The sequence below is a fragment of the Borrelia miyamotoi genome, assembly GCF_019668505.1.
GTDB lineage: Bacteria > Spirochaetota > Spirochaetia > Borreliales > Borreliaceae > Borrelia > Borrelia miyamotoi.
The window spans coordinates 1-15,379 of sequence record NZ_AP024371.1; the positions used below are offsets into that span (position 1 = coordinate 1).

General features: G+C 26.7%; 16 protein-coding genes and 1 pseudogene. 8 read left to right on the top strand and 9 right to left on the bottom strand.

What is annotated here, in order from left to right; genetic code table 11:
- The 4 genes from K5Q05_RS00005 to K5Q05_RS04235 all read right to left on the bottom strand — a co-directional run.
- The coding region (locus tag K5Q05_RS00005; protein WP_259655170.1) for a glycoside hydrolase family 3 N-terminal domain-containing protein at positions 1-868 on the bottom strand (868 nt) is incomplete at its 3' end.
- Between the two features lie 4 nt (positions 869-872).
- Positions 873-1,040 (bottom strand): hypothetical protein, encoded by a 168-nt coding sequence (locus K5Q05_RS04225; protein ID WP_156768794.1) that lies wholly within the window; start codon positions 1,038-1,040, stop codon positions 873-875.
- 388 nt (positions 1,041-1,428) lie between these two features.
- Positions 1,429-1,701 (bottom strand): hypothetical protein, encoded by a 273-nt coding sequence (locus K5Q05_RS04230; RefSeq protein WP_025444097.1) that lies wholly within the window; start codon positions 1,699-1,701, stop codon positions 1,429-1,431.
- Positions 1,702-1,778: 77 nt separating this feature from the next.
- On the bottom strand, positions 1,779-2,021 hold the full coding sequence (locus K5Q05_RS04235) for a hypothetical protein (protein WP_232515458.1): 243 nt from the start codon (positions 2,019-2,021) through the stop codon (positions 1,779-1,781).
- 1,019 nt (positions 2,022-3,040) lie between these two features.
- Here K5Q05_RS04235 and K5Q05_RS00015 point away from each other — a divergent pair.
- Positions 3,041-4,837 (top strand): phosphoglucomutase, encoded by a 1,797-nt coding sequence (locus K5Q05_RS00015; protein WP_025444095.1) that lies wholly within the window; start codon positions 3,041-3,043, stop codon positions 4,835-4,837.
- A gap of 49 nt (positions 4,838-4,886) precedes the next feature.
- Here the strand turns inward: K5Q05_RS00015 and trpS are convergent, their stop codons facing one another.
- The 3 genes and pseudogenes from trpS to K5Q05_RS00030 form a co-directional block, all read right to left on the bottom strand.
- Positions 4,887-5,933, bottom strand: coding sequence for a tryptophan--tRNA ligase (gene trpS / locus K5Q05_RS00020; RefSeq protein ID WP_025444094.1), 1,047 nt, complete (start codon positions 5,931-5,933; stop codon positions 4,887-4,889).
- Between the two features lies 1 nt (position 5,934).
- The gene (locus tag K5Q05_RS00025; protein ID WP_025444093.1) at positions 5,935-7,017 is read right to left on the bottom strand and encodes an AI-2E family transporter; all 1,083 of its coding nucleotides are present in this window, start codon (positions 7,015-7,017) and stop codon (positions 5,935-5,937) included.
- 100 nt (positions 7,018-7,117) lie between these two features.
- Positions 7,118-7,979: pseudogene (locus tag K5Q05_RS00030) on the bottom strand (hypothetical protein).
- Positions 7,980-8,097: 118 nt separating this feature from the next.
- Between K5Q05_RS00030 and cdaA the strand changes: the two are divergent.
- Genes cdaA through priA form a run of 7 tightly spaced genes read left to right on the top strand, consistent with a single transcriptional unit; the run spans position 8,098 to position 14,376 of the window.
- Positions 8,098-8,868 carry a diadenylate cyclase CdaA gene (gene cdaA, locus K5Q05_RS00035; protein WP_025444092.1) on the top strand — a complete coding sequence of 257 codons (771 nt, stop codon included), beginning with the start codon at positions 8,098-8,100 and terminating at the stop codon, positions 8,866-8,868.
- A 3-nt stretch (positions 8,869-8,871) separates the two neighbouring features.
- On the top strand, positions 8,872-9,867 hold the full coding sequence (locus K5Q05_RS00040; protein WP_099497124.1) for a YbbR-like domain-containing protein: 996 nt from the start codon (positions 8,872-8,874) through the stop codon (positions 9,865-9,867).
- 1 nt (position 9,868) lies between these two features.
- On the top strand, positions 9,869-10,246 hold the full coding sequence (gene acpS / locus K5Q05_RS00045; protein ID WP_025444091.1) for a holo-ACP synthase: 378 nt from the start codon (positions 9,869-9,871) through the stop codon (positions 10,244-10,246).
- Between the two features lie 3 nt (positions 10,247-10,249).
- Positions 10,250-11,098 (top strand): DUF2225 domain-containing protein, encoded by an 849-nt coding sequence (locus tag K5Q05_RS00050; protein WP_025444090.1) that lies wholly within the window; start codon positions 10,250-10,252, stop codon positions 11,096-11,098.
- Entirely contained in the window at positions 11,099-11,836 is a 738-nt protein-coding gene (truA, locus tag K5Q05_RS00055) for a tRNA pseudouridine(38-40) synthase TruA (protein WP_025444089.1), read from the top strand.
- Positions 11,829-12,401 (top strand): uracil-DNA glycosylase family protein, encoded by a 573-nt coding sequence (locus K5Q05_RS00060; protein WP_025444088.1) that lies wholly within the window; start codon positions 11,829-11,831, stop codon positions 12,399-12,401. Before truA ends, K5Q05_RS00060 begins: the two co-directional genes overlap by 8 nt.
- A complete protein-coding gene (gene priA / locus K5Q05_RS00065) occupies positions 12,394-14,376 on the top strand; it encodes a replication restart helicase PriA (RefSeq protein WP_025444087.1) in 1,983 nt (660 codons plus the stop codon). Before K5Q05_RS00060 ends, priA begins: the two co-directional genes overlap by 8 nt.
- On the opposite strand, the gene udk is transcribed toward priA, so the two are convergent.
- Positions 14,373-14,993 carry a uridine kinase gene (gene udk, locus K5Q05_RS00070; protein WP_025444086.1) on the bottom strand — a complete coding sequence of 207 codons (621 nt, stop codon included), beginning with the start codon at positions 14,991-14,993 and terminating at the stop codon, positions 14,373-14,375. The genes priA and udk overlap by 4 nt on opposite strands.
- Entirely contained in the window at positions 14,986-15,375 is a 390-nt protein-coding gene (locus K5Q05_RS00075) for a rhodanese-like domain-containing protein (protein ID WP_025444085.1), read from the bottom strand. Before K5Q05_RS00075 ends, udk begins: the two co-directional genes overlap by 8 nt.
- Positions 15,376-15,379 lie beyond the last annotated feature (4 nt).

Consider the following 15,379-nt stretch of genomic DNA (forward strand, 5'->3'; position numbering starts at 1 on the left):
TATACCTTATAATATCCACAATATCTTTTGACATACTACTTACATTTGCAGAAATCTTAGGAACAAGTACATGGCCAAGCATAATAAATTTTGCTTTCTTAGCAAAAAGAAATGGTACAAAATTATTCAACATCAAAAAATTTTTACTATACGGTAATAAAGCCAAATCTTTATGAGTATCTACTTTAGTACCTCCAAGTCCAGGAAAGTGTTTAACTACAGAAAAAACACCTTCCTTTTGTATCCCATCAATAAATGCCTCTACCATAAGACCAATATTATAAAATGAAGGTCCAAAAGTCCTGCTACCTAAGGGACTATCAATATCTAATTTAGCATCTGCTACAGGCGCCATATTTAAATTAATACCAAGGCGTCTAAGTTGCTTTCCAAGAATTTCGCCAATCTTATACGCAAGATGAACATCTCCAGTTTTACCAACAGACTCCATAGAAGGAAAATTATAAACTCCTAATTTCTTATTCTCGCTAACTCTAGTAACTACACCCCCTTCTTCATCAACAGCAATAAAAATATCAGATCCAAGATATTTCCTTAATCCTTCAATCAAATCTTTGGTTTGCTGAGAATCCTTAAAATTTTCTCTAAATAAAATAATCCCCACTGGATTTATCTTTTTTATTTTATCAAGCTCATCTATACTAAGTGTTTGTACAGCAATTGGATTAGCAACATTCCTAATGCCAATAAACAAACAACGTCCCTTTAAAATCTTCTTAAAGTCAACTATTCCCAAAAATTCATCAATATCTATAAGGTCAGATTTATCATTTTCAAAATAATCGTATTCTATTTCAGGAATAGACCTTAGTAAGGTTATACTAGAAAATAAAAGTCCCAATAACATAAATCTAAACATCCCTCCCATTTATCTTTCCCAAACACAAAATTATATTAATTTTTTTTATTATAAAGAAAATTATTGAAATACCTAAAAATAGCAAAAAAATATTATGTGAAAATCTGTCATGCATAGAATTACTAGTAACAAGCATATTAACAAATAATTTTGTACTCAAAAACATATCCCTCCATTAACCTCACAAATCAATGAATTATCGACCATCTTAAAACTTCCCAGATTATAACTGAATTATACTTGATCATATCTTTATCCTGTTCAATAATTCTTATAGGCATATATTCGACATTATTCACCAAATACTCTAAATTAAAAAGATCAATAAAACAATTAAACAAAATCTTATCTTCACTAAATCAGCCTTTATTACCAACACATACAAATATTTTCCCAGAATTCAATAATAATAATAATAATATAAACAATATCTCTTAATACCTTAAAAATTTGACCATAACCATCGATCAAAGCTAAAATAGGCTCCCCCCCTTTTTTCTCTTCTTATTGATATTTAAATACTCCTTACATTGACCATTACTAGGTTCTCATAACAATAAACCAAAAACAACTTGAATAGCCGTAAAAATATCTTCCTTATGCAAACCATAATAATTTAAGATTTCAATCAAATGATTTTCAAAAAGATTATCTAAAATAGAAATCAATGCATAAACCTTAAAACTCGTCATATGAAAATCTGAAAGCTTCACACTCTTACCCATAAACCCATAAAGATCAAAATATCTCTTAGAAAGCATTAAAACTATCGGATTTAATTCTAAAAATGAAAATCCATAACTACTCATTTCTATTAACATACGCTGGAATTAAACCTTTATATAAATAACCAAAATTTTTTAGCTTCAAGTATTTTACTTGCATATAAAAGATTTAATTATTTATTAACATCACTATTTTCCAGTATATCAAATAAATTAGTTACACCCCCCCCCCTCAAGACAAAATACCAAATGAAAGATAAGGATAAAGAGCTAAATCCGTAAACTGTCCAGCTCATCATCAGCAAAACATAAAAATTATCTTCTGATAAAAATAAAAATATTAAAATTTTAAGCTTATGCATACTAAACACATTAAGCATTTTTTTAGAAAAGATTTTAGATACTACTTCATACATAAAAAAAGAACCTCATCCTACACAAAGAAAATAATAATTAATACAGTATAATTAATTATAATACTACAATAAAGGCAAACATTAAATATATTAAATTGTAAAAAAATACAATCATAAAAATTGATTTAGTTATTGATATAATCTTATTTATTCATAGAATCTTAAATCACCTTATCAATAATTATTGAGCTTACTTATTCATATATAATTCTAATACAGTAAATAATCCACCAGGCTATTTGCATGTATCCATTCAATATGATACCAATGAAATTTAAAATTACATAAAATGTCATGGAAGTTAAAGAACTTAAATAGTATTAAAATTCTTCATAAGTAATTTATTAAAATTATTTAAAATGATGCTTAATACTTCAGTTAATATTAATAAAGATACATTAGAAACACATATTTACAGAAGCTAATGAAATTTTTCATTTTAAGGTAAGTCTTCCTCCTCTAAATTGTTCCTCATCATCACAAGGGAGGTCCTTATCCTTTACTAGTGATATTCATCATTTCTCAGCCTCACCCTTTATTATAAATTTAGCAATCATTTATTGATGCAAATCTTCTCTACCTTCTCTATCTGTACACCTTAAACCTTCTTTATTGTCTTCACATACGATAAAACCAGTTGATTCACTCTTCCTTCATTCACTAATAGCCACGCATGTTGACAAGGAGGAGTTGGGGATTGGTATTTTTTTGCCCCCGTATTGTTGATACTATCAAACACATTATTTAACACCTTTGTAAGACATTTTAGGAAATTACATACTTTTTCATATGTTATCCCATTGCATCATAATTACATATATAAACTTTATTATAACATAAACTAATTGAATATTGTAATTAGTACATTTAAATACTCAAAATTTAAATTGTAATGCTTGTTATCACCAAATAATCCAAATTTAAGTTCTTAAATCTACAAGCAAATAATAAGTAATATAGTATAATTACTACTACAAAATAAAGGCAGATATTAAACATATACTAATGAAGAGGAAAATATGCTAAAACACTATACACTAAACATAACAAATCTAAGGAAAGCTATTAATGAAATGATACTTTCTCCTTCAGGATTTAGAAAAATATTTGCAAAATCAAAAGATGAAAATTCAACTGATTTTGAAATAAATGATGATGATAAAATATTAGTTGCTCTGATAACCTTTACAATATCAAATTATTTTAAAGATCAACCAAAAAAATACATCAATATAGGACTAGATTCAAGAGCAACCGGAAATATAATTTTAGAAATAATAATTAAAACTCTAATCTTTAACAAAGATAGTGTAAATTTCTTTGGAATACTTCCGATACCAGAAATCTTAGCATATACAAAAAAAAGTCAAAATTCAAAAGGATTTATATACATCTCAGCTAGTCATAACCCCAAGGGATACAACGGAATTAAAACCGGCTTAGACGATGGAGGAGTGTTAAATTCAAATAAAATAAAGACAATAATCAATCAAATTAAATCTAACATTGAAAATAAAAATTTAATAAAAAACCTAATAAAAAATTTACAAAATTTCAATTCAAATTATATGAATTTAAAAAAATATGAAACAATTATCACATCACAGACTAAAAATAAAATACAATCTTACAATGCATATAAATCACTAATGCAACATATAATATATTCAGATAAACATAATAAAAAAAATATAGACATATTAAAAGAAAATATCAAAAAAGAGCCTATAGGGATAATAGGAGAAATGAATGGTAGCTCTAGAATTAACTCAATTGATAAAGACATGATTGAATCTTTGGGAATAAAGTTAGAACTTCATAATACTGAAATTGGTATCTTTAAGCATGGAATGACTCCTGAAGGTGAATCTTTAAATATGTGCAAAGAAATATTAGAACAAAAATTTAAAAATGACAATTCATTTCAATTAGGATATGTTCCTGACTGTGACGGAGACAGGGGAAATTTAGTTGTAATTCAAAAAAATGGACTAGCAAACATTATTGAATCACAAAAAATATTTGCACTCTCAGTACTTGCAGAGCTTAGCTACCAGTACTATACTGGCATTAAACATAATTTGGCAATTGTAGTTAATGATGCAACATCACTAAACATAGAAAAAATAGCAAATCTATTTAATACAGAAGTTTATAGAGTTGAAGTAGGAGAGGCCAATTTGACAGAAATGGCTGACCTATTACGAAATAAAGGATTAATAGTAAAAATCCTTGGAGAAGGATCAAATGGAGGAAACATTACATACCCCTCAAAAGTAAGAGACCCTCTAACAACCGTTTTTAGCATAATAAAATTACTTAAAATAAAACAACTCTACAAAATATGGTGTACACTGTCCCATAATGAATACAATGAACACTATACTCTTGATGATATATTAAACACAATCAATTTTTATAGCAATGTAGAAGTATCATCAGAAAAAGCCATGCTCAAAATAAATGTAAAAAATCAAGAAATACTAAAAACTAACTACGAAAAATTATTAGAAAAAGAGCTTAAATATAACAATATATTTTTACAACAATTATCAATACATAATTATGACATTATCAACTATGACGGTATCAAACAAAACAAAATTAGAACTGGAGATTCTTCAGGAGGTCTTAAAGTCTTACTTAAAAATAAGAAAAATGATACAATCGCAAGTTTATGGATGCGGGGATCAAAAACAGAACCAATATTTAGAGTACTAAGCGAAGTCATATCTGAACACAAAGACTTACTTCCTTTACTCTTAGATTTTAATAAATACTTAATACAAACTGCTAACTCTTTAATTGAATCTTGAAACTCTATGTAGTTATTTGTAGTACAATACAAATAACCACATATTGAAATTATTTCTTAAAACCCTTCTCTACATTCCTCCTTATTCCATACCAAGTCTTCGATATGCCCATCAAATTTTTAGCTTCTTTTATAACTTCTACTGCAATTTTTCTAGTTTTATTTGTACCTTCAAATATTATCTCATCAATATATCCCTTTTTAGCTTTAAAAAACTCTCTTCTCTCTCTAATTGGTATTAAAAATTGATTTAAAACTTCAAAAAGCCTCTTTTTAACTTCAACATCTCCAATTGTACCCTTTTTATATCTGGTCTTAAGTTCACAAAGCTCATCAATATCATTATTAAAAAAATTATGATAAATAAAAACAGGATTACCATCAACTTCTCCTGGTATATCTGCTCTAACTCTTTTGGGATCTGTAAACATAGACATAACCTTTTTATACAATAATTTCTCATCATCACTTAAGAATATAGCATTACCAAGGCTTTTACTCATCTTGGTCTTACCATAAATTCCCACAAGAACTTGAGAATCTGTGAAGATAGCTTCAGGAACTGGAAAGAAATTTTCTCCATAAAGATAATTAAACTTTCTAGCAAGTTCTCTTGTAAGCTCAATATGAGCCTCATTATCACGTCCAACTGGAACTAAGTTAGCCTTTGTCATCAAAATATCTGCGCTCATAAGAATAGGATAACCTAAAAGTCCATAAGGAACCTCAGTTAATCCAGCAGTAGTACTCATATCTCTTATACTAGGAATCCTCTGCAAACGATTAACCATAACAATCATTGACAGTATTAGGTTCAATTCTAAAAGCTCAGGTATAGCTGATTGCAAATAGATATTAACCTTCTCAGGATTAATTCCACAAGCTAAATAATCTAAAACCATTTCTCTAACATTAACAGATATTTCATTAACGCTTTTTAAATCTGACTTTGTAGTAAGAGTATGCAAATCCGCTATAATAATATAGGTTTCATATTCTTCCTGATACCTTAATCTATTAACAATAGAACCAACATAATGCCCCAAATGAAGGGATCCTGTAGGCCTGTCTCCTGTAAGCATAATTTTACTCTGCAAATCAACTCTCCTTATTGCTACTTATATCATCAACGCTTAATACCTTTGACCCACTTAAAAATACAGAGAAAGGTTTTAAACATGATATATTATCTACTATCACCTTTATAATAACAGTAAAAGGATAGGCTATCAAAAGTCCTACGACACCCCATAGCCATCCCCAGAAGAAAAGAAAACAAAGCAGTAAAAAAGGAGAAAGATCAAGTCTGTGTCCTTGCATTTTTGGCTCAAGAATATTTCCAATCAACATTTGAATAGAAGTATTATATATGAAAATATAAAGTACTAAATCTAAGTTAGGATAGAACTGTATTAAAGCAGCTATCATAATAAAAAAAACAGCCAAAATTGATCCTATACTTGGAATAAAATTAAACACAAATGTAAGTACTGACCATACAAGAGGAAAATCTTGTCCAAATAAAGCCAACCCTATAAATACCAAAAAACCCGTAAGACAACTAACAAAAACCTTTATGCCCAAATATTTACTAATTTGATTATTTATCGTATCTAAAGCTTCAATAAAAATAATAGCAATAGACTGCTTAAAAGCATTCTTAACCTTTATATCAAAAATATGTATTTCTGATAGCAAAAAATATAATAACAAAAATAATACTACTAAGCTACTTGCAAAACCAATAATTTCATTAGATATCCGCGTCAAAAAAGGATAAATATACTTAGAAAAATCTATATTGCTAATAATCGCACTATCTAAATTATATTTATTAAGAATATCTACCATAATAAAAATCAATTGCTTTTGATAATAAGGTAATTGCTTAATTAAAACAGTAACACTATAATAAACAAAATTAAAAACTAAATAAGAAAAAGAAAAAAGAAAAAAGAAAATTATAAAGACTATTAAAACTCTTGGAATTCTTAATTTTTTAAGAAAGGTATAAATAGGATATACCAAAAATCCAAGAACCACTGCAATAGCTAAAGGCTTAAATATAGCTTGTGCTATTTTTAAAATAGCAATTAGCATTACAATAAAAGCCATAACATAAAAAATAGACTGAAATTTAAAAAACTGTAACCTATCCGTTGGTTTTAGCTCCAAAGCCATCTCAAATTCCCCCTTAATATATTTGAGTTATTATGAAAAATACCTAGAGAAGCAGAGGTCAATACTCATTCAAGAAAATTTGTCAAAACTTAAAATCAATTCATATACTTAAATAAATTTTTTCCATTATCCAATTATACAAATTAGTTCCCTTTCTATAATTGGCTTCAGCTAAATCACCTACTCTTTTCTCTTCAACAAGTCTTTTAGCATTTTCATCATTCCCATAATAAACCGTTAATATATTTCTATAATGATTTAAATTGTTATTCAAAATTTCAAAAGCTGGAATATCACTAAAACCATCTGCAATATAAAACATATTCTCAAAAGAAATTTCTCTTCTACTCTTCGGAATCCTTTGATTAATTTTATCATAAGAGCCTTTATTTAACTCAAAAATTACCCGAGTTTTTATTGTATGATCTACAAAACAACAACACTACTTAAAAATTATTTTCTGAAAATTTATTATCCAAACCCTGATAAAAAGACATCAAGTATGTATCTATAAATTCACAAGCCCAAACCTTAGCAATATAAGGTGCAATACTACTTCCCAAAATCATCTGCCTAAAACCACTTAAAACAATATAAATATTTATTACAATATCTGATTCCTTTAAACTCTTATTAATTTCATTTATTTCTTTAAACAATTCAATCACACCTTCAAAAAATTTTAATTTTGAACCTAACTTAAACAATAGTTTATTATTTAAGCCCTTAAAAATACCTTTTTTGACATACGTTAAAAAAGGTGACAAGTATATCATCTCATTAATAATAATATTGCAATGATTCTTGTCATAAGTAACAGATAAATTTTCAACTTCATTCCAAAACAAGCAAGCATCAACATCATACTCATAAAAAAGTACTTGTTGCATGTTACCATGAATTAAAGTATCATCAAAATCAAATATAAAAACTATAATTTTTTCTTTTTTGTCCGTAAACAAAAAATCAATTCAAATTAAGATTAACTTATATTAAAATATATATGTAACTATGAATATATTCAATGTATTGTGTATAGTAAAGGAAATGTTATATAAAACAAATTAAGTAGAAGTGCTTATGATAAGCATAGATAGTATAAATCAAATAAAAGATATTTTTTCAAGAGTATTAGATATAAGTTTAACTAGTACTTTAGTTTATTATATCTATAAAAATGTGATTAATTCTTATTCTGTAAACTTACTTAAAGGAATGATCATCATTACATCTATTGGAATTTTATCCTACTATTTCAACTTATACACAATAAACTGGCTATTAAATTACATGGCAAGTATACTACCAATTGCAATGCTTATACTATTTCATCAAGAAATAAAAAAAATAATAATGCAAATCGGAAATTTTAATTTATCTTTTAAACTTGCAAACAGCAAAGAAGAAACTACTAAAACTATTGCTGAGCTAATAAAAGCAATTAAACATTTATCAGAAAATAAATCTGGTAGCTTAATCTGTATCGAAAAAAAAATACAATTAAACCAAATAATAAATAAAGGTATAAAATTAGATTCCATCATATCTAATGAAATTATAATATCAATCTTTGATTATGAAACACCCTTACATGATGGAGCAATCATAATTAGCAATAACAAAATAGCTTATGCCGGTTCTTTTTTACCACTATCTAATGTCGAATCTATTAGCAAAACCTTTGGGACAAGACACAGGGCGGGTCTTGGGATTTCTGAAAACTCAGACGCAATAACAATAATAACATCCGAAGAAACTGGTTCTATTTCACTAACACAAAATGGAAAATTAGAATATAATTTAGACTTGAATGAAATTAGGAAAAAATTAAATCTTGCATTAATAGAATGAATAATGGTTATAACTAAAAAATTCAAAAGTATAATAAAATTTTTATTTGAAGATTGGCAAAGTAAAGCTATTTCTATTTTAATAGCCATTATTATGTTTACGATATTTTACTTTAATAGTATAGAATCAATTACAATAGAAAAAAAAATCAATATTTTATTAGAAGATGAAGTTACGCTAGGAAAAGCCCTTGAATTTAACAAAATATTACTTACAGTCAAAATTAATAAAAAAGACTCAAAATATTTAGATCTTGACCGAATAACCTTATTAGTTGAAGCTAAAAATATAAAAGAAGCTGGAGAATATGAACTACCAATAAAGATCAAAAATTTCAATCCCATACCTATTGTTGAATACAAACTTTCAATAAACAAAATTGTACTAACTCTAGATAAAAAATTTTCAAAATTAGTCAAAGTTGAACCTAAATTAAAACTACTTGAAAAAGAAGCTAAAGAAGAATATTTTGTTGCTAAATATAATATAATACCAGAAAAATTAAAAATTCATGGCCCTGAAAAAATGATAAAAACAATTAATACAATAAAAACTAAAATAAAAGAATTTGATACCAATACCGTCTTTATTTCAGAACATCTTGAAGTAATTTCTCCAGATCCACTCATAACACTTGAGAAAAGCCATGTAATAGTGAACATAACTCTAAGCAAAAAATATATACAAGCAACAATAAAAAATCCTAACTTAATTTTCAATAACCTAAAAAATGGATTAGAAATAAAAATTAAGGAAAAAATTCCAGATTCAGAAAATGAGATGTTTATTAAAATAAGAAGCGGACTATCAGAAAAGACAACAAAAATGCATATAGCGAACAACAACATTAATTTCGGTCTCGATTTAAGTCCAATTGAAGCTCCGGGAATCTATAATATTAACACAGATATAATACTTAAAAATAATACTCATGGTATAGAAGTACATGAATACGAACCCAAAACAATAAGGATAGAGGCAATCTCAACTAAGCAATAAAATGACGAAATCAATAGGATGTGATATAATAAAGGTCAAAAGATTGAATAGTTTTTTACAAAATAGAAAAAAATTAGAAAGATTTTTCACACAAAGAGAAATTGAAAACTTAGAAATGAAAGGAAAAGGGAGTTTAGAAAGTTTAGCTGGTAAGTTTTCAGCAAAAGAATCATTAATAAAGGCTATAAGTCCACTAATAAATATCAAAATAAAATACTCACTCAAAGATATTGAGGTAATAAAATCATCAAAGGGTAACTCAGCATTTCACTTACACAATGATATTAAAGCCTTTATTAACCAAATGAACCTAAAATTATATTTGACAATTTCACATGAAAGGGAGTACTCTATTGCATTTGTAATAGTTGAAGATTAATTTATGAAAAAGATATCATATTTTACAAAATACGAAATTGAATGTCCTTTATGCAAACATAAATTCAAGAAAGAAGAACTATTAACAGGAAGTAGTAGATTAATAGCTGGAGAATTAAAAGTTGATCTAAAAAGAGACTACATAAAAAACGAAAAATATGGGAATATATACCCCAGAATATACTCAATAACAGTATGTCCTAATTGTTATTTAGCTGCTTTCCCGAATGAGTTTAACACAATAATATTTGTTAATAACAAAATAAAGAAACTCTTAATCAGTAGCATTAACAAGCGCAAAGAAATAAAATCAATTTTTGAAGACTACTTAAACTTTGACGTGCCAAGAAGACTTCAAGAAGGAGCTGCTAGTTATATACTTGCTATGATGTGCTACGAACACTTAGATAAGAATCATAATCCAACTCTCAATCAAGCAAAATGCGCAATAAGATCAGCATGGATATTTGAGGATCTAGACAAGGAAAACCCAAACCAAAACTATAACTACTTGCAAAAGATATTCTACTATAAAGCAGCATATCTGTATAAGCTAACAATTGAAAAAGAACAAGATAATTCAGAACCAATTAATGCTGAAACAATATTTGGTCCTGATACAGATAAAAATTATGGATATGACAGTGTTTTATACTTATCAAGTTTACTAGAATATTTTTACGGCAATAAAGAAGATAAACAATACAGATATAATCAACTGATTGAAATAAAAACTCTACTTTCTAAAATAGCTGGAATGGGCAAATCATCAAAAGAAAAACCCTCAATACTTTTAGATAAAATAAAAGAAGTCTATTTTAAAATTTCAAATGAAATAAAAACGTTAAAATAAATGAAAAAAATACTTGCAGAAATTGCATACGATGGTTCACTATATTATGGATTCCAAATCCAACCCAAAAAACCAACAATTCAAGGAGAAATTGAAAAGACTTTAGAGAAAATAAGCAAAACAAAGATTAAAATTTATTCAGCAGGCAGAACAGATAAAGGGGTACATGCAAGAGGACAAATAATATCTTTTTATATAGGAATCAACATTAAGCCCAAAAATCTAAAGATAGCAATAAATTCTCTTTTAAAGAATGACATTAAAATAATAAAATTAAAATATGTAGCAGATGAATTTCAACCTAGATTTAATGCCAAGAGAAGAAAATACAGTTACTACATACTAAATTATGAAAATCACTATCCTTGGGAAGAATATCAAGCTTACTATATAAAGAAAAAATTAAATATAAAAAGACTAAATGAAATGGCTGAAATGCTAATTGGAATACATGATTTTACAACATTTTCATGCACAAGAGACAAAACAAATTCAAAATTAAAAGAAATTTATTTTGCTAGATTTAAGAAAAAAAATAAGTTTATAATTTTTGAAATAATAGGCTCCTCATTTTTATGGAAAATGATAAGATCAATAATAGGAACAATCATCGATATAGAAATCAAAAATGAACCTACTGATATTTTTAAGAAAATTTTAAACTCAAAAAATAGAAAATTTACAAGAACAACAGCCCCTGCAAAAGCTTTATTTTTAGATAAGATTTTTTATGAATAAAAGCAAACTATTTCAAAAATTAATACTCCTAAAAATGCTTGAAAATAATATATCTGGAAATATTTATGGCAAACAAGAAGAAAAGATTGAAACAATCAAACATAAAATAATAAAGGCTAGAAACATAAAAATTCTAAAAAATACAAAACAAAAAGATATAAAAGGAAATAAAAGACTAATAGAATCAATAGAAAATAAAACAAACAAAAAAGATCTATTAATAATATATATAGACAAAAAATATTTAAATCAGAATGTAAATATAATAGTAAAAAAATGGTGCGATAGTATTAACATATTTAATTATAAAATAATAGACAACCCTAACACGCTAAACCTAGAGATTAACAATAAACAACCTAAAGCAATTCTTGCTTGTGAAGAAGTAGAACTGTTCTTAAATCAAAAATTAAGAATTCAAATTGTGAGAGGATTTGAATTAAATTTCAAAGGAATTCCAATAGTATTTACATATCTCCCTACAAGTCAAATAAAAAATCCAAAACTCAAAGAAGAAATATGGCAAGACCTAAAAATAATAAAAGGTATAATAAAATATGGATAACGGCTTGAAATGCAACTTTTACTACTATGAAATTGCCTTTAATATTCCTTTAAATAGGCTTTTTCTTTATAAATATAACTTAAAATTAAAAATAGGAATAAGAGTAATAACAAACTTTAATGGAAAAGATAAAATTGGAATTATAATCAAAAGATACACTAAGGAAGAGCTTAACGAAGACTTTAAGTTTGAAATAAAAAATATACTAAGAGTCATTGACGAAAACGAGATAATAATAGATCACAACATTAACCTTGCACACTGGATTAGCAAAAAAACATTTTCTGGATTTGGAGAAGCTCTATTTTGTGGTCTACCTAAAGCTCTAAGTTTAAACAAAAGAATAAACAATGATAATGAAAATGAAAATTTAGATTCTAAAATACCCATTCAATTAAATGAAGAACAAAATAAAATTTATAAAGAAATTATTGTATCAAATACACAAAACACATTTTACCTATTCGGGATTCCTGGTTCTGGAAAAACAGAAATATTTATCAAACTATGCGAAAACTATTTAGAACAAAAAAAACAAATAATTTTCCTAATTCCTGAAATTTCCTTGGGCTATCAAATAGTTAAAAGGATTAAAACAACCTTAGGTACAAATAAAGTCTATGAATATAACTCAAAAGTATCAAAATCAAAGAAAGTTTTAATATGGAATAAAGTCAAGAACGGAGAGAATTTAATTATAATCGGAATTAAAAGTGCATTAATGTTGCCATTTAAGAATTTAGGATTAATAGTAATGGATGAAGAACATGAATATACATATAAATCTGAAAATACTCCAAGATTTCACTCAAGACACATAGGATTTTTTCTACAAAGCACCTTCAATGCCAAGTTTGTAATGGGAAGTGCAACACCATCACTTGAAGCATATCTTGCTATGGAAAATAATCAAATAAAAAAAATAGTTTTAAAAAACAAATTTTTTAAAAGAACATTTAAAGAACTTAAAATAATCGATATGAAAAAAGAACGTCAAATAATATCCTCAGAATTGCTCTACAGCATACAAAAAAGTCTTATTGATAAAAGACAAGCATTAATATTTATCAATAAAAGAGGATATTCAAAAACAATTGAATGCAATACCTGTGAATATGTAATTTGCTGCCCAAATTGCTCTTTTAATTTAACTTATCATAAAAGTGAAAATAAACTTATTTGTCACTACTGCAACCATAAAACAAACATAATAAATAATTGTCCTGATTGTAACTCGCAAGACATAGCATATAAAGCATATGGAATTCAATTTATTGAAAAAGAGTTAAAAAAATTTCTGCCAAATGCAAGAATAGCAAGAACAGATTCTGACATTAATAACAAAGAAATTATCAACTCAATAAATGAATTTGAAAATGGACAATTAGATATCTTAATTGGAACACAAATTATTGCAAAAGGCTTTAATTTCAAACAGATAAAAACACTAGGTATTATTAATGCAGATATTGGAATGGGGCTTCCCGATTTTAGAAGCAGCGAAAGAATTTTCGCAATAATCTCACAAGTACTAGGAAGAGCTGCAAGATTCCAAAGCGATAATACAATTATTATCCAAACAAAAAATCCAGATTATTACGCTATCAAATACGCATATGAAGGCAAATATGAAGAATTTTATCAAGAAGAGATAAAAATTCGAAAAGAATTAAATTATCCTCCATTTAAAAAAATCATTAGAATAGTAGTTAGAAGTCACAAAGAAGAAGCCGCCAAATACAAATGCCTAGAATTTTTTGAAATATCTAAAAAATTATTAAATGAAGAAATTGAATACTTTGGCCCATCAAAAGCCCCCATGTCAAAGATATCGAAATACTATAGGTATAACATAATCTATTTATCAAAATCCTTCAACATACTTGAAAAGTTAATACAAAACACAAAAGAAAAAGTAAAATCAACAAGAGACACCTATATTGAAATAGATTACTATCCAATCTCACTGATTTAAAAAAAGTTTGAACCCTCCTGACCAAGAGTCCTTAAAAAAGATGAGAGAACATAAAGAGCTTTATCATTATGCCCTCCTTCAGGAATAATAAGATCGGCATATTCCTTAGTAGGCTCAATGAATCTATAATATCCAGCCCTAGTAGTACTTAAATATTGTTCAATAACGGACTTCAATGTACGCCCTCTCTTAGATATATCTCGTTCAAGTCGTCTAATAAACCTGATATCATTAGGAGTATCAATATATATCTTCAAATCTATCAGATTGCGCACTCTCTCTTCAACAAAAATCATAATACCCTCAACAATCACAACAGGAGTTGGTATTATCTCTAAGGTTTCATCTTTTCTTCTATGATTAATAAAATCATAAAGGGGCATATTAATTGGCTTATTTTCTCTTAGTTTTTTTAGCTGTCTATAAAATAAATTATTATCAAAAGCATCTGGATGATCAAAATTAACATTTAAAAACTTTTGCTCACAATCACCAACACTCTTATAATAATTATCTTGTGATATAAGAACAAATTCAGGAATAATTTCACTAATTTTATTAACAACTGTAGTCTTCCCACTTCCAGATCCACCAGCTATTCCAATAATTTTAACCATTAACCTCTTCTTTAGATTTAGGCAATTCAGGCATATTCTTTAACGTTCCTGCAACAAAGATATTTTTAAACCCTAATCCTTTTAAAATCTTCTCAGCTTCAAATGATTTGCTAAAACTTTTACCATAAATTACTATTTGAGTTTCATTATTACCTAATTTATCCTTTTTAGCAAATAAATTCTTAAAAGGAATATTAATGGCCCCTGCATAATGAGACTTATTATATTCTTTATGAGATCGAATATCCAATATTTTCGCGCCATTTTTAATTTTTTCCAATAAAGCAACATTAATTTTTTTCATCTTTAAAATAATAAAAAACCAAATATAAAAAAAGAGGAAAAATATTAAACATATAAACTTTATATAACTAAAAATCATATCT